Annotated in this window: 19 protein-coding genes; 12 read left to right on the forward strand and 7 right to left on the reverse strand. The window is 50.2% G+C overall.

Features of this window, described 5'->3' with window-relative positions; translation table 11 throughout:
* Nucleotides 1–49: 49 nt before the first annotated feature.
* Entirely contained in the window at nt 50–856 is an 807-nt protein-coding gene (locus tag VB016_05785; protein MEA4978042.1) for an EFR1 family ferrodoxin, read from the reverse strand.
* 76 nt (nt 857–932) lie between these two features.
* Here VB016_05785 and VB016_05790 point away from each other — a divergent pair, with 76 nt between their 5' ends.
* Nucleotides 933–1,691 (forward strand): epoxyqueuosine reductase, encoded by a 759-nt coding sequence (locus VB016_05790; protein ID MEA4978043.1) that lies wholly within the window; start codon nt 933–935, stop codon nt 1,689–1,691.
* Here VB016_05790 and VB016_05795 read toward each other — a convergent pair whose 3' ends face one another.
* Both VB016_05795 and VB016_05800 read right to left on the reverse strand, forming a co-directional pair.
* Nucleotides 1,692–3,050, reverse strand: a complete 1,359-nt coding sequence (locus tag VB016_05795; protein ID MEA4978044.1) for an ATP-binding protein — start codon at nt 3,048–3,050, stop codon at nt 1,692–1,694.
* A gap of 88 nt (nt 3,051–3,138) precedes the next feature.
* Entirely contained in the window at nt 3,139–3,771 is a 633-nt protein-coding gene (locus tag VB016_05800; protein MEA4978045.1) for a class I SAM-dependent methyltransferase, read from the reverse strand.
* Between the two features lie 127 nt (nt 3,772–3,898).
* Here VB016_05800 and VB016_05805 point away from each other — a divergent pair, with 127 nt between their 5' ends.
* Complete coding sequence (locus VB016_05805) at nt 3,899–4,063, forward strand: 4Fe-4S binding protein (GenBank protein ID MEA4978046.1); 165 nt, start codon at nt 3,899–3,901, stop codon at nt 4,061–4,063.
* 65 nt (nt 4,064–4,128) lie between these two features.
* Here VB016_05805 and VB016_05810 read toward each other — a convergent pair whose 3' ends face one another.
* Nucleotides 4,129–6,834, reverse strand: a complete 2,706-nt coding sequence (locus tag VB016_05810) for an MMPL family transporter (GenBank protein MEA4978047.1) — start codon at nt 6,832–6,834, stop codon at nt 4,129–4,131.
* A gap of 202 nt (nt 6,835–7,036) precedes the next feature.
* Between VB016_05810 and VB016_05815 the strand changes: the two genes are divergently transcribed.
* A complete protein-coding gene (locus tag VB016_05815; GenBank protein ID MEA4978048.1) occupies nt 7,037–8,683 on the forward strand; it encodes a polymer-forming cytoskeletal protein in 1,647 nt (548 codons plus the stop codon).
* A 619-nt stretch (nt 8,684–9,302) separates the two neighbouring features.
* Here the strand turns inward: VB016_05815 and VB016_05820 are convergent.
* Nucleotides 9,303–9,890 carry a hypothetical protein gene (locus VB016_05820; protein ID MEA4978049.1) on the reverse strand — a complete coding sequence of 196 codons (588 nt, stop codon included), beginning with the start codon at nt 9,888–9,890 and terminating at the stop codon, nt 9,303–9,305.
* 328 nt (nt 9,891–10,218) lie between these two features.
* Nucleotides 10,219–10,464 carry a hypothetical protein gene (locus tag VB016_05825; GenBank protein ID MEA4978050.1) on the reverse strand — a complete coding sequence of 82 codons (246 nt, stop codon included), beginning with the start codon at nt 10,462–10,464 and terminating at the stop codon, nt 10,219–10,221.
* Between the two features lie 57 nt (nt 10,465–10,521).
* Between VB016_05825 and VB016_05830 the strand changes: the two genes are divergently transcribed.
* The 9 genes from VB016_05830 (at nt 10,522) to VB016_05870 (ending at nt 19,043) form a co-directional block, all read left to right on the forward strand.
* Nucleotides 10,522–11,748, forward strand: a complete 1,227-nt coding sequence (locus tag VB016_05830; GenBank protein ID MEA4978051.1) for an isocitrate/isopropylmalate family dehydrogenase — start codon at nt 10,522–10,524, stop codon at nt 11,746–11,748.
* Between the two features lie 77 nt (nt 11,749–11,825).
* A complete protein-coding gene (locus tag VB016_05835) occupies nt 11,826–12,392 on the forward strand; it encodes an acetate uptake transporter (protein MEA4978052.1) in 567 nt (188 codons plus the stop codon).
* A 326-nt stretch (nt 12,393–12,718) separates the two neighbouring features.
* A complete protein-coding gene (locus tag VB016_05840) occupies nt 12,719–13,561 on the forward strand; it encodes a cation diffusion facilitator family transporter (GenBank protein ID MEA4978053.1) in 843 nt (280 codons plus the stop codon).
* 146 nt (nt 13,562–13,707) lie between these two features.
* Nucleotides 13,708–14,280: a S26 family signal peptidase gene (locus VB016_05845; GenBank protein MEA4978054.1), complete on the forward strand. Its 573-nt coding sequence runs from the start codon at nt 13,708–13,710 to the stop codon at nt 14,278–14,280.
* On the forward strand, nt 14,264–14,896 hold the full coding sequence (locus VB016_05850; GenBank protein ID MEA4978055.1) for a hypothetical protein: 633 nt from the start codon (nt 14,264–14,266) through the stop codon (nt 14,894–14,896). Before VB016_05845 ends, VB016_05850 begins: the two co-directional genes overlap by 17 nt.
* A gap of 554 nt (nt 14,897–15,450) precedes the next feature.
* Nucleotides 15,451–16,050: a hypothetical protein gene (locus VB016_05855; protein ID MEA4978056.1), complete on the forward strand. Its 600-nt coding sequence runs from the start codon at nt 15,451–15,453 to the stop codon at nt 16,048–16,050.
* A 412-nt stretch (nt 16,051–16,462) separates the two neighbouring features.
* On the forward strand, nt 16,463–17,080 hold the full coding sequence (locus VB016_05860) for a hypothetical protein (protein MEA4978057.1): 618 nt from the start codon (nt 16,463–16,465) through the stop codon (nt 17,078–17,080).
* Between the two features lie 367 nt (nt 17,081–17,447).
* Entirely contained in the window at nt 17,448–18,479 is a 1,032-nt protein-coding gene (locus VB016_05865; GenBank protein MEA4978058.1) for a hypothetical protein, read from the forward strand.
* Nucleotides 18,480–18,545: 66 nt separating this feature from the next.
* Nucleotides 18,546–19,043 carry a regulator of amino acid metabolism, contains ACT domain protein gene (locus VB016_05870; protein MEA4978059.1) on the forward strand — a complete coding sequence of 166 codons (498 nt, stop codon included), beginning with the start codon at nt 18,546–18,548 and terminating at the stop codon, nt 19,041–19,043.
* A 16-nt stretch (nt 19,044–19,059) separates the two neighbouring features.
* On the opposite strand, the gene VB016_05875 is transcribed toward VB016_05870, so the two are convergent.
* Entirely contained in the window at nt 19,060–20,718 is a 1,659-nt protein-coding gene (locus VB016_05875) for a methylamine methyltransferase corrinoid protein reductive activase (protein ID MEA4978060.1), read from the reverse strand.
* Nucleotides 20,719–20,723 lie beyond the last annotated feature (5 nt).

The following is a 20,723-nucleotide window of genomic DNA, read 5'->3' on the forward strand; positions in this document are numbered from 1 at the left end:
CGTAATATCGCGGATGATGCTAGCAAAACTGAATACTTAAATCCAGCCATCAAAGGCGCTTATCGCCCAAAGGCATGGCTATCCCGATAGATCTTAGATAAAAGGAATCGTTGTGATAACGTCCCCGGACCCTTTTTCCGTCGAAGATGATCGCGCTTTGGGGACACATGTCCAGGCAGCCCATGCAGAGACTGCATGAATCCTTCTCCCAGGATGCTGTCCTACCATAAACTCTGATCACGCGCTCCGGACATAGCCGCTCGCAGAACTTACACCCGATGCACTCCTCTGTGGACTTGAACAGCTTTGTACTACAGACCTCTTCATACGCTTTCCTGTTTTTCTCCGCATCGGCCGGATTGTAATTTCCGCGAATCGTGCGTATGGCTCCGCTCCGGCGATCCTCGATGTCCTCGATTATCGCTTCCAGCTCCTCTTCGGCCCTGGATAGTTTCTCTGCCACGGTATAATCGTCCTCGGGGTCCATGAACACCAGCGCGTTGTTGGGCATTATAAGTGTATAGTGTGCATCCAGAATGTACCCTACATCCTCCAGCACTTCATCGAGGTCCTCGGGAGCGGACCCGCATCCGGAACCGCAGGTCATGACCGCATAGATGTAATGATCCCCGTTGCTGGATATTTTCATCTTCGAAACATATTCTCTCACCGCCTTAGGTATCGTCCCGAAATATACCGGAAAGATGATTCCCAGGGTTTCGTTGAGTTCTAATGCCAGATTAAAATTATTATTGTGCAGTCTGCGCGCTATGTCGACAATAGTCCCTCCGACTGCCTCCTGTATCGTCTTGCTGGCAGAATACGAGTTACCTGTTCCCGAATAACATATCAGCATAGCTTGGAATTGCCTGCAGAAGATAAAAGCATACGGATGCAGAAAGGTTGTAGTATGCGCATGTTACTTTCACAATATGGATACCGGGTACAATGCTGTCTTATCATCGCTCAACGGCCTCGGGATAAGTATCATAGGATCTTGCAGCGCAGATGACTGGGACACCGATCCACTGGTATCGTCCACGGTGCCGCCGGAAGGAAGGCCCAGATCTTTGATGCCGGGATGTATGTCGGCACTGGTGATTGGAATTCCGGTCCAAAAATGCATAATTGATACGTCGCCATCGATCTGGTACAGAGAGCATTACAAGGTTCTGAACGCATACTTGGACATGGCGGCGGAACGGGCGGTCCTGGAATTCGAACGCAACGGCATATCCGCCGTGGCCATTCCCCGCGACGGATATATGGGCATAAAGGGGCTCCAGAAAAGTCCTTCGTCCTTCTTTTCCCATAGACACTCCGCATACCTGTGCGGCCTCGGGACGTTCGGAATGAACGGTATGATCCTGACCGAGGAATATGGCCCCAGGATCAGGCTTGTTACAGTGCTCACCGAAGCAGTGCTACCGGAAGGACACGTGAGGGTCGGGCATATATGCAACAGATGCGGCAAATGTATCAGATCGTGTCCTGCCCACGCTATCACCGATTCGATTTACCCTGACGGGAAATTCGACGTCGGCGCCTGCGTGGACCGGCATGTCAGCCTCGCCTCCGATGGCACTTCGCCTTGCGGCATATGCATTGGTGTGTGCCCGATAGGTTCCGACGCCCGCCGGCAGGGGCCGGCGGGGGCGGCTCTTAAAAATATAAGAAGCTACAGACTATGATCATTTGATAAGTGCCAGACCTTTCTTTGTAACCTTATAGCGCTGGTTCCTGCTGGTGGGCTTGTCGCATGTCCTCTCGATGAAACCGTCCTCTATGGCCGGCTCCATGTAGTTCGACATGAAGGTGGGCCTGTGCTTGAATTCCAGACGGCCCATCAGCTCTTTTGCGGAAACCTCTTCTCCACCTACAGCGGCAAGAAGGCTGGCTATGCGGAACTCCCTGGTCCTGGTGTCGCGGTCTTTGACCTCTCCTGCAACTATCACGGGCTCATTAGAGAGGACAGGCTCCGGCTGCTCTGCCTCCGGATGCTCGGCATCGACATCTGGCGCCCGGGGCTCCAGCGTGAAAGTGACGGCGAAATCGTCTTTCGAAGCATCTATCGTGACACCGGGTATACCTGTCCTCAGACAAGCGGCGTTCATGTTAGGAATTCCCGTGCCCATGAGCCTCATCAGACCGGCCCTGGCAAACACATCTGAAACTCCGGGATTTGCGGGTTTGGAACTTCCCTCTATTTCGGCGGCCATGTCCTTCCTGCTGAGGCCTCCGGCATTGGATATCGTCAGACGGTTATTGTAGACCTTGATTCTTATCGGATCGCCTGCAGAATAGTCTTTGTGCGCCACCGCATTTATTATCGCTTCTTCGACGGCGTCCATCGGATACTCGCCGTTGGGTATGTACTTGGAAGACAACAGCTCCATCGCTTTTCGGGGTTGAAGGAACGCGGGACCGGATATCACTTCCATGTCGTCCATGAGGCCCGAAGCAGAGAACCTCCCGATCCTTATGTCGGGCGCTACCATGTAATGCGAGGGTTCGGGATGGAAGAGTATCACCGCAGAGCCTTTCAGCATATCTTTCTGCATGAGATTGAGAGACTGCAGCATCTTTGTATCGTCGATTTTCTTTGATATTTTAATCATGGAACGGAAGGTTTCCAACGCTTCCCTGTCGAGCTCCTTGACGGAGGCCCCGGGCATCAGCAGATCGAGCCTTGCCCTCCTGTCCCTCAGCAAGATAAATTTTTCCAGGTCGTCCCCGACCAGAATGCGGTCCTCATTTCCAACGCGCCTGAAATATTGTCCGTCCAGGCATATGGGCTCCGGGCTTGGCCTTATGTCCATGACTATGCAGGCTTTTCCATCGTTCTCTACAGGACGAACGTGGGGATGGATATCCAGCTCCTTGGATATCTCGTTGTAAATATTTCTGGCTTCATCCTGTGCCTCCTCGGACGAAAAGGAGTCTGCGTTCCCTACTATGAGACGTCCTCCGTACGAGTTGGCGAACGCACACACCGTGCGCAGGTGCTTCGTCTTCCATTGCCTCTTCTGGTCCGAGGTTTGATCTGCCATGTTCGGTGGACCGTAATGCATGATGATTAATCTTTTCGAACAAGATTAATCTACACAATATATTGATAGTATATAGTTAAACACATAATCAATATTTTACCGCAATGAAACATACCCAATTCTTTTCAGGGACTTCCTTTAATTCCGCCCTCAGCCCGTATTTACCGAGAATCGACACCATCTCTTCGTTCTTCACTAATTTCATCCCGGTCCTCTTGGCATACTCGGCGTTCCTTTTATCGAAATTGGGGTCTGGATACTGTTCAGATACGACGATCAACCTCCCACCGGGAGAAAGCACGCGTCTGATCTCCTTGAAGGCCACGTCAAGGTCCTTCCAGAAGAAGTAGGTCTCGAAAGCGGAGATCAGATCGAAAGACCCATTGGGATAAGGAAGGTCCTCTACGGGTGACATGTCGATCCTGCATCTGCCGCTATCGATGTTCAAGGTGTTGGTCTCGGAAGCCAGCTTGACCGCCTCGTTAGAGGGGTCCGCCCCATGGAGATGGGCCTTTGGATACATCTTTCCGAGCATATGCAATTGCATACCGCCTCCGCAGCCTATGTCGAGGATATTGCGGGGATTTAGATCGGACGGGAGCAGAGACAGCGCCCACTCGCTCAGCTCTCGGTGATGTTCGTTCATGGATTCGAGGGATTCGCGTCCCTCGGCACCTTTCGGGTCGCCAAAGCGGAAGAAGTCTAAAGGTCTCTGATCCATGTCACCCGATTGGCCCGCATCTATATCATTTTCATGCTGAACTCTGTTCGGTCCGCCTTCCGGATTTTAATTTGGGAACAGTCATGAATTTAAATGAGTTCGTTTATCAGGTGCCGAGGTTATCAAAATGGTATCCATAATAGAAGCAGAATGCGTCGCCTGCGGCGCGTGTGTGGACGCTTGCCCCGAGGCAGCGATCACCGTTGACGACATAGCCATGATCGACGCTGACAAATGCGTTGAATGCGGGGCCTGCGTCGATGAGTGCCCCAGCTCGGCAATCACCGAGTGAAATGCAAACCAAACCGCTTACATTTTTTAATAAGTAAGAAGGAGGGTCGCCCCTCCTGTTTTTGTTTATTCCCCCTGGACCTTTCTCTGCATCCACTTGGGGCCTACCCAGTTCCATCTGCCAAGGATGTGCATCACCGCCGGAACTATGTATGTACGGACCAACAGGGCGTCCACCAAAATGGCAAAGCATAGTGCGAATCCGAACTCCTGCATCATAGGCATAGACGATAGCATCAATGTTCCAAAGGCCCCGCCCATGATGAGGCCGCAGATCGTTATCACCGATCCGGTATGAGTGACCGCTTCGTATATCGCCTTGTCATTGTCCATTCCGAGGTGCATCACGTTCTCCTTTATACGGGTGGTAAGCAGAATATCGTAGTCCATTCCTAAACCCAGGCATATAACGAACAATATTATGGGTATGAGCCAGACCACCCCTATGTCGAGGATGTTCGTAAATATCAGGTGGGTCAGCGCCAGGGTCCACACTATGCTCATCACGACCGTCAGAACCGAGCGTATGGGTATTAGATAGGACTTCATGACGAAGAATAGCAGAAGGATTATCATTATCACTACAAACAGCTCGATGTAACTGAACTCTTCACCGACCGAGTTGGAAAGGTCGTACGTTACAGCGGGGGAACCGGTCACCCATGAGTCGGCTACCTCCGGATTCTCTGCCTTGAACGTATCTACCATTCCGCCGATGGTAGCGATAGTGCCCATGGATTCATTTGATGTGGCCGACGATATGGTGATCGCTGTTATCTTGGCGAACGTCAGCTGTCCTCCGACGCCGGCCGCGATATCTCCTCCCAGCGCCCCTCCCATATAGTTTATCATCGCGTCCATCACCGGCACCGCATACGGGGATTCCATCACCGCCAAGGACAGAGAAGGCATGACCGTGTGCGCATCCATGTAGTTCTGAACAGCCTCGAAGGATCCGGACGACAACAGAGTGCGCATACTCTCCAACAAAGCCGCGTCCATGCCCATGTTGGTGAGCGCCACAGTGGCGTAGGGCGATGCCTCGGTGGGCATATTCATGAGTGCGACTCCTGCGACGGCGTGAGCGAGAAGAGCTTCCCTTATATCATCTGGGTATGTCGATATCATGCTTGTCAGCATTGTGATCTCCCCAGACTGTAATGCTTCCTCCAGAAGGCTGTCGTTAGCCAAGGAAGGATCGTACCATTTCGCCACGCTTGTGGACATCCGTATGTTGTCGGTCTCCGCTATCTGACCTGTCAGTGTGGCCATCTTGCCGTAACTGTCGTTATCGTTCCAAGTCAGCAACGGCGTCGGTTGCGATCCGCTCGTATCGTATGAAAGTGTGGCGACGGCATAGCTGTCATCGAACTCGATCACCACGTAGTTCGGCATGAGGAAGCCCCCGCCAACATAGCCTTCGATCTCCTGCAGGCCATCGTACGACTCGCCGGTGCTCAGTGTGCTCGTGAAGTCGTACGAGGTTTCAGCCGTTGTGACGATATATGCAGCAGGCACCGTCACAAGTATGGCCGCCGCAACGATCGTCTTTGCATGCTTATGTGAGAATTTAGCTGACTTGCGGAAATATTTGGAGCCGAATCCGGAAACCTTACCGTACCATCCGTTCATCGCTTTGCTGCCTTCGCGGAACGTTTCGGCCTTAGACGGCCAGAACATCTTGTCTCCCACGAGGGAAAGCATGGATGTGATCAGCGTAAGGGCTGCGATGAGCGCAATCAATATTCCGACTGCGAGTATTATGCCCATCGTGCTGACCATCGGCACCGAACAGAGCGATAGCGCTCCGAAGCCTATGATCACAGACGCACCGGACGTTGTTATTGATTCTCCTGCCCATACCACCGAATTGTGGAGCGATTCTTCGTGCGATTTTCCGTAACGGCGCTCCTCGCGGTACCTGGCCAGTATAAAGATGCAGTAGTCGCATCCGGCACCCATCATCGTGACAAGAATCAGCATCTCCGTGATGAAGTATATGTTCATAACCTGGCCTAGCGCGAACACCAACGAGAGGGTTATTCCGAACGCGAACCCTATTGTCATCGGCGGAGTGGCCGCAGATATTATGGACCTGAAGAACAGGCCTACCAGGACAAGTATCAGAAGTATGGTGAAGGGGTCAATCTTGGCAAGATCTTCCATGGTCGCGACCTCTGCGTCGTATCCGATCGCAGCGGAACCCGTGACATAAGTGGTGATGGCTATCACTTGGTTCTCGGGCGCGGCGGACTTGTCCGATTCGTATTCGGACACGGCCTTGGATACGTAGTTCCTGAGCTCTGGCGTGTCATCATATACATTTGTGAATTCTGTCGAATATATTACGAACAGGATCGCCAGGGATTTGCTGGACTCGCTTTCGCTCACTCCGTTGTAGATGAAATTGACGATCTTCGGGTTTCCGTAGGCGTCCTTGAATTCCGCGAGCCTGTCGGGATCGTTCAGATATTCATCGGAAAGTTCCTGGAAGTATGTCCCGGCCAGGTTCCTGGCAACATCGCTTTCCAGAACGAGTATCGGACTTGCCGACATCGAGACCTCGGACTGGTAGAAATTATCTTCTATTATGCTTAGGCCCTGCATGGACTCGGAATCGTCCAGGGCGACCTCCGCCGTATCGTATTTGAGCACTCCTCCTGCACCGATAGCGAACGGCGCGGCACAGAGCAGAATGACGACCCAGGCTAAAATTATCTGTTTAGGATATTTGATTATGCTACTTGCCAGTCTCTCAAAAAATTTTGCCATCGAACATCTTGATTGCAGATTCTCTTATTAATATTGCTTTTTATGCATATGCTTGTCCGAAGCATCTGAGCGAGTGCCGCTACCGGCTTATCGAATGGTATAAATAGTAAGTTGAAATATTGAGATATAACGCTGTTTATGTTGCCGTCAACGACGTTAAGCTGTTGACACACAGACGGTGCACACTGATTTGGAGAAGTAAATGAGCAGGAGCGACAAAACAAAATCTGCAGTCGTAGCGATCGCTGTACTTTCGGCGATCGGCTTCGTTGCTCTTTTCGAATTTCCCGATGATGCATATGCCGCAGCTACAGGCAACATCACCTTCGACCTGAACGGCGGATCGATTGACGGTCAGAGCTCTTTCGTAAAGACCATGGGCGAGCTGAATGCGACCGGCCTCCCCGGTGTGTCGGGTTCCACCATCCCCTCCGGAAAAAATGCGTTCGTCGTGTGGAGCGAAAGTCCTACCGTTTACTCCAAGTTGTACAATCCAGGGGACCCCGCACCTCCTAACGTGACCAAATTATACGCTGTGTGGGGCAGTTACACTGCGACTTCCGGAAGCATAAATGTTACGGGCACGGGATGCTATATCATAAACGGGGCAACGAACCTTTCTGTTTCGGTCTCCGCATCAAGCGCCCCGCTACTTGTACTCAACAATTCGACCCTTAGCAGTCTGACTCCAAAAAATTCCACCAACGTCACAATCTTGTTGCACAACGAAAATCAGATTGCCAGCATGAATATCCAAGGATCCAATCAAACAATACGCTTATCCTCGGCGAGTACAGGGGATGTCAACATTGTTTCCAACTCTATTTGGGGCATCAGTAGTTTTATCATTGACGGCGGAAATCTGCAAATAGGGCAGATTTCCACCGGCGGATCCGTTATTCTTAACGGTGGCACCGTGAATACCGGCGGAAAAGTCAAAGGGTCCTCTGTGGAAGTCAACGAAGGAGCAGTCCTGCACTGTAAAGAAATCGATATTGAGGGTACGCTGATAATTAAAGGAACCGTATATTCCCAAGGAAAGATACAGGGGAAACCCATCACAATCAACGAAGGAGCGGTTCTGCACTGTGAATATATCTATACCGCGGGTACGCTGATAATTGAAGGAACCGTAGATTCCCAAGGACAGGTACAGGGGAGTTCCATCACAATCAGCGAAAGAGCTGTTCTGGAATGTGGAAATATCTATACTGCGGGTACGCTGATAATTGAAGGAACCGTATATTCCGAAGGAATGGTACAGGGGAGTTCCATTACAATCAACGGAACTCTGGAATCTGGAATCATATACACGGGAGGCGAACTTACCATTGACGGCAACGTTACGGTCGCCGGAAATATTCAAGGCAGCACAATATATATAGAAGGAGGGACCGTAGTGGCTGGGTCTGCCACACCTTCTCCCACCATAGATGGCAACGCAGTGGTCGTGATAGGCGGCGTGGATATCGTCAAGCCGCCCGAGTCCGGATGGAAATACATTAAAATTGTTCCAAGCCCAAGCTTTACCACAGGCGGGATTTCTGGTATAAGTGTTACTTTTAAGGTTACTGTGGGTTCCGAAACACAGTACACAACTACAACTCTTTCGTTGACCAAATTAAATGACAGAATTAACCTGAGCCCGGGTTCCGTTTTATTAACGGATTGTATTGAAGTCCGGTATTTCCTGGACGGCGTGGAATATATATCTGTCGGGACCGCGGTTTTTACACCCACTACAGGCGGCTCGGGATATTACACAGTCACCATAGGAGAGGGTGTTCCAGCTAATTTGCAGTACTCCACAATACAGTGTTCGAAGGTTGAAGTAAAGGTTTCAAACTGATCGATTTAACAATTTTACTGGATATTTCTTGGCGTTTATTGCATACGCTTTATGCGAAAAGAATTCTCGCGCCTCGTCAGCTCGATGAGTGATGGAGCATTCCCTATACGCATAGTACGATATGGGAATAATAAAGGAAATGCTGGAATGCATAAAATTATCAACATCCAGATTGCGATTCGTCGATCCGATATTTCTATCGTAAAGAGAGGGCGATGTGGACAAAGAAAGCTCACATACGGCGTCAAGGGATATGCTGGCAGCGACATCCTCTGCACTTCGGGACAGAGTCGCCATAGTATGAATTCTACGAACTCATTGAATCCTGATATCTACATTGTTGTGAGAAGATAAGAGTCTAGGAACAAACTGTAATTCTTCTTTGCGGATATCGCCGCCTATTTAAATTACAGATCTGTTCAAACGTCCAAGCCTTAAAGATCATACTGAGGATCCTGCTCCTGAGGAAATTGAGATGTTCTAAACACAACGATGAGTCTTCGATGTGTGGGCCTATCAACGCGAGCTGCAAACTAACATACCTTAAAACGAAAAAGTCGCAGCACTTTCAATAAAAATAAAAGAGTAGCTGGGCGAACTCTGCGCCTGTTTATATGATTTAAGGTCCTTCTTCCCCTGGCGTAATGATTATGGTGATGGCGTAAGTCAACCCATCGGGCTTCTCACTCAGACCTATGGCATCGAAGCTCGCATACAGTTCGATCTCGTATTCTTCTCCGTTTTTGTCCACCGAAGCCGTACTAAAGGGTGTCCCGCTGTAAACTTCCCTGAGCTCGTGAGTAATCGTCAATCCGAACGGATTCTCTGTCTTAACACCATTCACGCTGAATTCAACAACATATGAAATGTTTACGGACGTGACGCGGTCGGACCTCAAAAACAATGTGCCACCCCCGATTTTTACATTTGTCATACCTGTCAGAGTGTATGTATTAGCCTCTTCATCGAAGTAATACGCTAATTGCACACCGTTGTTGAATCCCGCTCCCGTTAGAAGATTTCCCTCTTCATCCAAAAGCCTGGCCTCGAGTCCTTCGAAGCTGACAACGTTCCCGGTGTTCACGACCGTGCTCGCATTCGTGGCACCGTATGCTAGCCCGCCTATGGCCAATGAGCAAAGCAATAACGCTATGACAGGTACCATGAGCACCTTATAGTTCCTCCCGTTATTGTTCGAATCATCCATTTGGCTCACCTTTATCAAATAATCGTCAGCACAACATAGGAAGGTATTGTTATCACGCCTTCCTTGTCATCGGCCCCATCATGGTGCTTTGATTAATGTAACATTGTGTTATAGATAAATAATATATTAACGCTGTTGCCCTACTGCATTGTCCTACGGATCGGGGAACGGCAAAGCTTAGTGACTGCGGCCGGGCATCCATCGTTACTGGACCGGGCGTTCGATCTAAAACCCGTTATGAACTTCATCTTCCTGGACTCGGACATCTACAGCTCTTTTCCAACGAACACGCCCCGTCTGCGTACACCGCGTAGAAGAGATGGCCGCGTTACAAGGCCGTCTCCGCAAGAACTATAAGCATATGGGAATAGCCGACCGAACCGTCGGTAAGCGCGTATGCGATGATCTCTCCCGAATCGATGTCGCTGAGCGTGTGGATCTTCGGCCAGCCCCGATCCCTCAGACTGCCAGTCGGATATGCGGTCCTTTCTCGTAAGCCCAAATACGATGAAACGGCGACACCTGCCGCGGACAGGATGCCTGTGCTCGGATCTATCGCTCCAGATTTATTCAACAATGTACCGCTATCGGAAAATACTTTATCGTCGGTCAATATAGGCAAACGATCACAATGGTTGACGAAAAAGCAATTCAAAGCGCCCAGGAAAACTACGGTAAGCTTCTGAGGAGGCAGCTCGAGAGGATCGAGACTCTGAAGAAAGAGGGAGACTGGGTGGATTATTCCAAGCTGGACAAAATGGTCATAGGCGTATGCGGAGGGGACGGGATCGGACCGTATATCTGCTCTTCCGCACAGAAGGTCATGGAGTTTCTCCTTGCCGACAAAATAAAGTCGGGAAAAGTAGAGGTCCGCCAGATAGAAGGGCTGACCATCGAGAAACGCGTCGAGGTCATGAAGGCTATACCTGACGACACGCTTGCAGAACTAAAAAAATGTCACGTTATCCTGAAGGGGCCGACCACCACGCCGAAGAAGGGGGATCCGTGGCCCAACATAGAGAGCGCAAACGTGGCAATGAGGAAAGAGCTCGATCTTTTCGCCAACGTGAGGCCTGTATCGGTTCCGGAGCTTGATATAGATTGGATATTCTTCAGGGAGAACACTGAAGGCAGCTACGCCCTCGGAAGCGACGGGATCAACGTAACGGAGGACCTTGCAATGGATTTCTGCGTCGCCACTACCCAAGGGACCGAAAGGATCGTCCGCGCCGGATTCGATTACGCCAAGAAGAACGGAATCGATTACGTTTCGCTCGTCACCAAGGCCAACATCATAAAGACCACTGACGGAAAATTCCTGAGCATCGCCGAAGATGTGGCCAAAGAATACCCCGGTATCAGATGGGACGATTGGTTCATCGACATCATGACCGCGAAGCTCATCGACCCCGCAAGGAGAAGCAGTTTCCGCGTATTCATACTTCCGAACCTTTACGGAGACATAATCACCGACGAGGCCGCGCAGATCCAGGGAGGGGTCGGTACGGCGGGCAGCGCCAACCTCGGAAAGAGGTACGCCATGTTCGAAGCCATCCACGGTTCTGCGCCCAGGATGGTCAACGAAGGCCGCGGCCAGTACGCTGACCCTAGCAGTATGATCAAGGCTGTCGCGCTTATGATGAACCACATCGGCGAGGCTGAAAAAGGCGAGAGGCTCACCATGGCCCTCGACATCTGCTGCCAGTTCGAAAAGAAACTAGTCATGACCGGAAGGGGAACCGGAGCGACCGGGGACGAGTTCGCCGAATATATTATGGAAACTGTCCAGAGACCTGACCTAAAGAAGATTTGGCAGGCCTATGTCGACGAGGCCAAGACGGACCGAACTCACATATAAACCATTTATTCCGTCAATTGACGAAGTTCGACACCGTCGATTATTTAATATCGACGTGATTTTAGAGCAACGATCAAATGACGGAATCAAATTTCGCCAATGTCGGTGCCCTGGGCCTTTGCGCCTTTGGTATGACCACTCTGCTAGCTATGTTCTTGGACTTCACCGGGAGGCCTATCGACAGCCTTGCCTGGGGCATGATGATCTTCTACGGAGGGCTGTTGCAACTGATCGTGGGTTTCATCGAATCCAAGAAGGGCAATACCTTCGGAACCGTGGCCTTCGCTTCGTATGGTTCGTTCTGGATGTCTTTTGCTTTCATGAATATCGCCGTGGCCCTGGGGCTGGCGGCACCGGACCACGTGTTCAAGGCGGTCTTCTTCTTCGGATGGGGCTTCCTGACATTCATGCTGTTCTTCGGAACGTTGAAGACCAACAGGGCGCTGCAATCGGTTTTCGGACTTCTGACCATCGTGTTCGTCGGGCTCGGAGCAGGAACGCTCCTTCAGAGCAACGATGTAATAGTCGTATCCGCAGCCATCGGAATAGTGCTAGGTCTGGTCGCGATGTATACGGGCCTTGCGGAAGTGATAAACGAGGTCAATAAAAAGGAAGTCCTCCCCTTGTTCCCCGTATCAAAGTAACTTCCGTTTAAACCTCTTACATTTTTATATGGTGTGTATAAATAACAGCGATGTAACCAATGGGAGCAATGCCATTGTTCTCACATTCGAATGAACAATTATAATCCGTCCGAAGACGGTCCCGTTGTAGATTATTCACCTACTGTGGCTGTCTTCCCAACCCTGCCTACGAATTTGAATACACGGGCGCCAGCACGGGAAACGACGATTACAGTGCCGGGGTCGAAGGAGTGTTCTGTTTTACTTTCGGTGTTAACGAGGCTGTACATACCACGGTGGACGAAATAAAATTTAACTTCCGAACGGAAATAAGAAAATATTACTCGATGGTCAACGGAATACTTGTCCTATACGGGATGAAGAAGGCCGATAGGAAGGCCGACCGGGAGCATCCATTCGGCTATGGAAAAGAACTCTATTTTTGGACCCTTGTCGTCTCCATATTGATATTCGCAATAGGTGGCGGGATGTCCGTCTCGCATGGATACGAGGCCCTTGTTGAATCCGCCGCCGGCAATCACCCATTCAGGGACCTGACCTTGAACTATGTTATTTTGATCTTAGCGATGGCGATAGAGGGCTCGTCGCTTGCGATCGCGACCAAACAGTTCAACGCCGCCAGGCGTGAAAAGAACATGGGCCCGATGGAATACATCAGAGAAAGCAAGGACCCCAGCCTCTTCACCGTTGTACTTGAAGATACAGCAGCAGAAGCAGGACTTGCGATAGCCTTTATCGGAATGGTTCTCTGGCAGCTGACGGGGATATCTTATTTCGACGGAATTTCTTCAGTTATAATAGGAATTATCCTGATATCGGTCGCTGCGATTCTTATGAAAGAGAGCAAAGGCCTCCTCGTCGGGGAGGGAATATCTGCCAGAGAGATCCGCAGGATAGAGTCCATTGTCGAAGAGGATCCGGCTGTCGTCGAATGCGGAAGTGTGCTTACCAACTATTTTGGACCGAACTCGTTGCTGATAGTCATCGACGCGACGTTCGCCGAGGAGTGCGATATATGCGAAGCCATGGAAGCCACCGCCAGGATCGAGGCCGCGATCAAAGACGAGTTCCCGCAGACGGCACGCATATTCATCGAGGCAGAATCCCTGGCGTGCGTCATGGTGCAGCAGAAGGTCAGGGACGAGATGCTTTCGAAAGAAGAACACTGAAAGTCCAAGACTGAGAATTTATCAGGTACATCATAATTCAATTGCGTATATGGGACGTAGATACAGCTCGATCGGGTCAATAACAACGTTAATAAATATCAAAAAGATAATTCCCCTCTAGTTTTTAGCTAGTGGGGACTAACAAGATGTTGCATGACCAAAACAAAAGCAAAATATTTGCTGGACTGATAATTGCAGTCATTATTGTTTTGGTAGGGGCTGGAGCGTATGCCCTATACAACATCAACGATGATTCCTTCGATCTAAGAGATCGAGAGGTTCGCCTTATTGTGTCCGGTTCCATGGACGGAGAGCCAACAGATTATCCGATATCCACCATCGAGATAAACAGCCTGATAATGATACACCACCTGGATCAGGATGAACTTGACACCATAGCTGTCGGCGACGTCATTGCCTACGACAGAGGCGGCGTGATGATCGTGCACCGCGTGGTGGATATACGCGACGACGGCAGTTTCATAACCAAGGGAGATGCGAACAACAGCGTTGATCCAATAGTTTACCCGGGAAAGGTCATAGGAAAGGTCGTTGGCGTATCCCATATGTCAGGAGAGCTTGTGACTTTGGCCCAGGACAAGATGATATGGATCTTCGCCTTCGTTGCATGTGCTTTGATCGTAATTTACTGTATTCGCGAAATCGTGCGCGCATACTCGCAAGTGGAGGATAACGAAGACGATGACGTCGTACGATGAGGAAGATAACCGCCGAAAGAGAAGGGCCCTGATTCCAATAATGACCATTATCTTCTGCTTTTTCGCCATGATCGGGGTCGGATATTCTGCGCTTATAAGTGACGTTACGAACGAAGCGAACCTTATAGCGGCCGAGGGGCTGGACGCCAAGTTCCTGAACGAGAACGGAGAGATTATGAATGAAGGGGATTTCAGCCGGAATGCCAACGGGGGCAACGGCGCCAGCAAGATCGGCTACGGCTATAACAGGGTCGATAGCAATCCTCCGACGTTCTTCGTAAACAGTCAAACGCTGGAGCTCGGCAGGGCATTCATAAGTATCGACCCTTCGCTAAAATCGGATATAAAATCCGTCATTTTGTGGTACGATGTTGTCTGGACGGGGGCCGATCCAGAATCTCTCTACGGAATGAAAACGTTCCTTATGATAGGGGAGGGTGAAACAGCGTTTTTACTGGAAGAAGGAAAGAAGACGGCGCCCGTAAACATAAGCATAAACAATAGCCGTCTGTTTACCCTTAACGGGGAAATTCCTGAAGATGTAAGCGACTTGGTCTACGAGCCGGGCAGCATCTATTACGCCATTACCATATATGTGGAGCCCTGCCTATTCTGAACAAAGTGCCCAGACGGACTAGGGGGGCGACTTTTTATCGAAGACGCCATGTAATGCATAGCATCGAACTAAAGTGATGCCGCGTTCGACTACGAAATCGGCTTACACGACATGAAAATTATGTAAATGAAACTGATATCACAAAATAATGGAGAAAAGAAAAGCCAGAACTCATTATCCCTGTTGTCGCGCTTATGCCATGATGGTGATCTATCGGGTGAACTTTCCGCTTTGCGCCGAGGTTTATGTGCCTTTAGAAAAATATGTCGTTGTGTAAGTCCGACCATAAATCTATAATGGAGGTCGAATTTTATACTTTTTAATATATGAAATTGTTGATAATTTTATCTTGAATACCTATGCGACCGCTTAAATTTCCTTATGATAACAATGTTAATATAATAAAAATAAACTTGGAGGCTCCAACAGAATAATCTGTCGGATTCACATCTGTATCCAGGAATCGGTCGACTCGGGTTGCAATAAGCTTTGACGACATTTACCGCCGATGTGTCTTTGAAACACGCAAAATCCTGCTAAAAGGAGAGATAAATATGACAACATACAAAAATGAAAGGGGCCACAAGAAGCTCCTGGTCCCGGTTGTCGCGCTGGTGCTTTGCGCCGCGGCAATGATCGGGCTCGGATACGCCGCTCTAGTGAGCGATGTCACTAACACTGCAAACGTAGTTGCGGCAGACGGTCTTAAGGCCAGCCTGTTGGACGGCGAGGGCAATGTCCTCACAGGTTCCGATTTCGCCTCGGATGAAGACGTCATCCATTACGCCACAAGTGAGGTAAATGGCACTGTAACGTATAAGGTTTCGACCGATGCTGGAATAAAGCTCGGATCCGCGATATTGGAAGTTGAGGCTTTGACCACCTACGGCACAGCAAATGTCACACAGGTGAACGTATGGTACGAGATAACATGGTCCACCGGTGCCGCTCCATATGGCATGACCACCAGTCTGAATATCGATGGACAGACCATAAATCCTGGATCGGCCAACGTAACCACGACGCCTCTGACCCTCGCGGGAGCGACCCAATTCGCGGTAGTTCTCAACGGTGCCATAGCCTCTGAATCCATAGAGTCCGCGGCACCTGATATTCCAACATACAGCATCACGTTCCACGTGGTGCCCGCCTAAGAACAGTAAATAATTTAAAAGGGTGGACAGGAGCGATCGCCCCTGTCCGCCCGTCCCATTCTTTTTATAACAGGCCCATCGAGCCATATGCTCATCATAATAAACTCTGATGATTATTTGACCGGAGTTACATATTTGCAAAAATTGAAGCGTATTCCGCTAGGGATTCCGCCTAATATCAAGTCAGATCGATCTTTCTATGAACAAAAAGATTCGCCATTAAAGAATTGAACATTTATTTATGATAACAACGTTAATATACTAAATACAGAATCGAACTTCATCAGAATATTCTGTCGGATCCATATCCTTATCTCGGGATTGGTCGACTCGAGCTGAAATCAGCTTTGAGAGAACTTCCCGAAGATTAATCTTTGGAACGGCAAAATCCTGCGAAAAGGGAGAAATAAATATGACGACATACAAAAATGAAAAGAGCCACAAGAAGCTCCTGGTCCCGGTTGTCGCGCTGGTGCTTTGCGCCGCGGCCATGATCGGGCTCGGATACGCCGCTCTCGTGAGCGACGTCACTAACACTGATAACGTGGTTGCCGCAGAAGGTCTGACCGCTACACTCACTGATGGGTCCGGAGGCAGCCTCTTGGCTGCCGGCGGTTTCGATGCAACTGCAGAAGATATAGTATACAACAATTCACAGAACAACGGCACCAACTACTACAAGGTAGCTGCTCAGGACCTGGTCCTCGGGGGAGCGACGCTGAACATCCACGTTACTGACCCGACCGTTACAAGTGTAAGCATGTATTACGTGATCACGTGGACAGATGCCGCTGCACCCGCTACTTACGGAATAACCACCGACCTTGATGTTGGCACCCAGAACGTCCTGGGAACTGCCACCTCATCCGCACCGACAACCGTAACTCTGACCGCTGACGCAGCAGGTGCCACTGGACAGGATTTCACCCTTGTGCTCAACGGTACTGTTGCAGGCAGTGACACTTTGACGACCAAGCCTATCGACCTCACGTACACAATCACCATCTACGTGAGCCCGATAACCGTCTGAACAGAGAATTAAACTATTAAGGAAAGCGCCACCGGTCCTTCGATCGGTCGGCCTTTCAAATCTTTTCTGACCCTGTCGCGTGATGTGGGTCACCGTTCATTTTTAAAAATCAATATCTGCCTTCTTATTTTATCAACGTTGAACATTAATATTCTATGCATAAACTCACAAATATACAAACTATTTTTTTACATGAGTAACAACGTTAATATATCCAATGCTTATGCAACATCTTAACAGAGTTATCCATTGGAGCCGTGTCTATGTCAGGTACAGAAATTAAGGTCGCGATAATGTTGAATCTTTCAGCGACGCTTTCTACTTTACCTTCAATAGTCTGCTTCACCGATGCCGGGAACAGTATAATATGAGGGCATCTAATGTTAAAATAAAGGTCTGCACAGAGATGCTCGCCGCTGTGTTCCTCTTCCTTGCATTCATTTCATTGTTCACCATAGGGCCAGGATATTCTGCAAGCTCCAGCAGCATGACCAACACCGACAATGTTGTCGGTGCAACGGGCACCGAGCTCAAATTAACTAACACTGCAGGAAATCTGCTGTCAGATGGGTCTTTCGATGATACTGTGGGCGCCGGAGGCCATTTGATAGATTATCACAAAGTCGTTAACGGCAGCACTACCACCTATGTTATTGACAGCGTAGACCGGCATATAGGGAATGCGAAGATCGCCACGTCTTCTACGAACGGCATCACTGACGTTACCTTGTTGTGCAGCGCTGAGTTCAAGGTGAGTTCTTCAGGCGCAACCTTCACCGGCCTCACATATCATTTCTCTCTTGCGGACAGCGCCGGAACAGAGACCACTATCCCTTCTGCAGGCATTGATACGACCATTGCAAACCTTAACGGCAAGACCTTAAGCTTAATAATCGACGGCCTGACCCAGGAACTGCCAGGAAATGACTATCTCGTATTCTCGATCACTGCATCCTATGCGGGCGAACAGAACATAGCTATCAACTCCGGCAACCACCTGTTGTTCGCCAATTATCTGGTAGATGTGCCTCCGGTCAATGGTACGGAAATCGCCACCATTCAGCCTACAACCGTGACATCGGGAGGTGTGAGCTATCCGGCTTATGCTGTCGATTACACCGGCCCTGAGCAAAACACCAGCATTCAAACAACTATCAACGGAACTTTCTGCCTAAAGTTCGTAGTACAGAAGAAAGTCGACATACAGATCGGAAGCAATTACTACACTATACAGGCAGGAACTACTTACTGCTCGTTCGTCAATGGAACTCAATACACATCGGCTACGCTCGGGGGATTGACGATGTGGATGACCGCCCAGACGCCGATAACGGTAAGCATCCATCATTTTGATGCTGCCGCGGGCGTGTTCATGACAGTGATATATCCGCCGAACTGATTACATCTGGCACCGTTTGTCGTATCGGACAATAAGCATTTTTATGCTTGTTGCCCATTACGTGGCATGGACCACATCCGGAAGCAGTTCGACCGATATCCATCTCAGGGAAGGGTTGCCGACGTTATGCTCAAGTACGGCATATGTGAAAAGAGCGGCAAGGCCTTCTGCGGAGACGTGGAGATCGCAGATTCAGCGCTGGCCCGTTCCGCAGGTGTCGACCGCCGTGTCGTCAGGTCCACATTGGAGAGGATGCACTCGACCCCTGAACTCGACGCTGTGTTCTCGAAACTAAGACCTATCCTCATGCTGGACCGCATAGCTTCCGAGATCGACTGCTCCGTCATCGAGATTGTTCCCGAGGACGCCACTATGCCCGGCATACTGGCGGACGTCGCCTCTGTCATTTACAGGGCAGGCCTGTCGGTAAGGCAGGCCGTGGTCGACGACAACGGCGAAAGAAAGGACTCTCAGCTCATAGTGGTGGTAGACGGCCAGATACCGGCCGAGCTGATCCCACTGCTGCGCAGATGCCGCGGAGTATCCGGAATTAACATCCGCTGATCTTCTTTTGGAGGAATTACAGAGGTCGGTCCGCCTTTTGACGACGGTCGCTCAGCCTCAGCCCCTTATAGTTGAGAACATTCTCCGGACATTCGCGCTCGCACCTGCTGCATGCGTATCCTCCGCAGAGGTCCGTGCGTATGTTTGCATAGTTCCCGTCGCTTTCCTTTGTGATCTTCATCGCATGCTCGGGGCAGATACGCTCGCACTTACGACATGCGATGCATCCTTCGACCTTTCCTCTCAAAAGAGTTCCGGGATTCTCGAGCACATGTATTGGCGAATTCTCTGTATCGGGCAGGTCCCTCTCTGCATAGCGCTTGACATCCGGGTCCTGTATAGGGTCCTTGATCGGGGGAAGGTCATAGACGTCCAGCATATTGTTGTACTCATTCATGGGCATTCCCTGGGCCCATATGGCATATTCGATAGAGTAGATGTCTTTGAAGACCTGGGCCGTGGCGAACATACAGTGGTCCGCTCTCAATTTATTGGCGAACTCCTTCAGATCGTCCATCGATATCTCGTCCATGGCGACCTTGCGCGCGAGGCCTATGGAAGTATTACCGAACTGAACGATCCTTTCTGCTCCGGGAACCACCATTCCGATAGCGAGCGCCTTCTTCGCATCGACGTAAAGGCCGGAAGCTCCAGACATATACGCCTTCTTGACATCGTCCGCCCAAAGACCAGCTTCATGAAGCAATGTCAGGAAACCTGCCCTCAGGGCCCCGATGGCCTTTCCGGCCTCTTCCACATCTTTTGAAGAGATATCTATGCCGTCCTGAAGATGGAGCTTGCAGTCGCGCGTCGTGATATTGGGCGGAACGATTATTCCGGACGTTAACCCGCAGTAGAGCGCAGCTACTACACCTGTGCCTGTGATTCCTGTCGCCTTGCCGGACATGGGTCCTTTCTTTACGACCTCTCCGGACAGAGGATCGATCGTATCGCCTTCTTTTGTGGCCATTGTTTCATCCAGAACGTAACATTTCCATCCTTTCGGCGTTATTTCAACGTCGCATATTGCGCCGGGGGAGGCGAGCATGCCCCTCTCGATCTCCTGTCCTTCCATCGCCGGTCCCGCCGCGGCAGACCCTGTTATTATCTTGCCTTCATATATCAGCGCCATTTCCGCGTTGGTTCCGTAATCTACTACCAGGCACGGCTCTTCCTCGTCGAGGACGTCTGTCATCATGAGCATGGCCATTGCATCCGCCCCTATCTCGTGCCTTACCGCAGGAGGAATTATCACCCTGGCGTTCGGCATCCCCTCGAGACCTGCGTCCGTGGCGCTTAGCACCGCACCGTCTCTCTTGGGCGGGACTACTCCCAGGTCTTCGAGCATGTTCTTGCCTGCGTATGCCAGGTCCCTTATCTCAATGCCCTGGAACAGCGAAAGTTGGAAAGGGTTCCCGCACACACCTACTGATTCGACCTTGCTCAGGTCGATTTTAAGGGTCTTGAAAAGTGCGTTTATCGCTCCCCTCAGGAGGCCTGTCGCGGCATCTTCCCCGGATCTTATGGCGAAGTTTACGTGATCTATGACGTTCATTCCCGGTATCGGATGGCGCTGTGTTATGGAGGTCGCTACCGTCTCCTTTGTATCCATGTCGATCGCCTGGCAGCGGAGGCCGCTTGTCCCGATGTCTAATGCTATGCAGTATCTGGTCATATTCT

It is taken from the genome of Methanomassiliicoccaceae archaeon, assembly GCA_034928305.1.
Taxonomy (GTDB): domain Archaea; phylum Thermoplasmatota; class Thermoplasmata; order Methanomassiliicoccales; family Methanomethylophilaceae; genus VadinCA11.

What these genes read in the sequence shown, in the direction of transcription:
- VB016_05805 (MEA4978046.1), top strand. Translation starts at nt 3,899, where the DNA reads ATGGTATCCATAATAGAAGCAGAATGCGTCGCCTGCGGCGCGTGTGTG.
- VB016_05810 (MEA4978047.1), bottom strand. Translation starts at nt 6,834, where the DNA reads ATGGCAAAATTTTTTGAGAGACTGGCAAGTAGCATAATCAAATATCCT.
- VB016_05870 (MEA4978059.1), top strand. Translation starts at nt 18,546, where the DNA reads ATGGACCACATCCGGAAGCAGTTCGACCGATATCCATCTCAGGGAAGG.
- VB016_05840 (MEA4978053.1), top strand. Translation starts at nt 12,719, where the DNA reads ATGGTCAACGGAATACTTGTCCTATACGGGATGAAGAAGGCCGATAGG.
- VB016_05800 (MEA4978045.1), bottom strand. Translation starts at nt 3,771, where the DNA reads ATGGATCAGAGACCTTTAGACTTCTTCCGCTTTGGCGACCCGAAAGGT.
- VB016_05855 (MEA4978056.1), top strand. Translation starts at nt 15,451, where the DNA reads ATGACAACATACAAAAATGAAAGGGGCCACAAGAAGCTCCTGGTCCCG.
- VB016_05820 (MEA4978049.1), bottom strand. Translation starts at nt 9,890, where the DNA reads ATGGATGATTCGAACAATAACGGGAGGAACTATAAGGTGCTCATGGTA.
- VB016_05845 (MEA4978054.1), top strand. Translation starts at nt 13,708, where the DNA reads ATGTTGCATGACCAAAACAAAAGCAAAATATTTGCTGGACTGATAATT.
- VB016_05795 (MEA4978044.1), bottom strand. Translation starts at nt 3,050, where the DNA reads ATGGCAGATCAAACCTCGGACCAGAAGAGGCAATGGAAGACGAAGCAC.
- VB016_05875 (MEA4978060.1), bottom strand. Translation starts at nt 20,718, where the DNA reads ATGACCAGATACTGCATAGCATTAGACATCGGGACAAGCGGCCTCCGC.
- VB016_05785 (MEA4978042.1), bottom strand. Translation starts at nt 856, where the DNA reads ATGCTGATATGTTATTCGGGAACAGGTAACTCGTATTCTGCCAGCAAG.
- VB016_05815 (MEA4978048.1), top strand. Translation starts at nt 7,037, where the DNA reads ATGAGCAGGAGCGACAAAACAAAATCTGCAGTCGTAGCGATCGCTGTA.
- VB016_05865 (MEA4978058.1), top strand. Translation starts at nt 17,448, where the DNA reads ATGAGGGCATCTAATGTTAAAATAAAGGTCTGCACAGAGATGCTCGCC.
- VB016_05835 (MEA4978052.1), top strand. Translation starts at nt 11,826, where the DNA reads ATGACGGAATCAAATTTCGCCAATGTCGGTGCCCTGGGCCTTTGCGCC.
- VB016_05860 (MEA4978057.1), top strand. Translation starts at nt 16,463, where the DNA reads ATGACGACATACAAAAATGAAAAGAGCCACAAGAAGCTCCTGGTCCCG.
- VB016_05850 (MEA4978055.1), top strand. Translation starts at nt 14,264, where the DNA reads ATGACGTCGTACGATGAGGAAGATAACCGCCGAAAGAGAAGGGCCCTG.
- VB016_05790 (MEA4978043.1), top strand. Translation starts at nt 933, where the DNA reads ATGGATACCGGGTACAATGCTGTCTTATCATCGCTCAACGGCCTCGGG.
- VB016_05830 (MEA4978051.1), top strand. Translation starts at nt 10,522, where the DNA reads ATGGTTGACGAAAAAGCAATTCAAAGCGCCCAGGAAAACTACGGTAAG.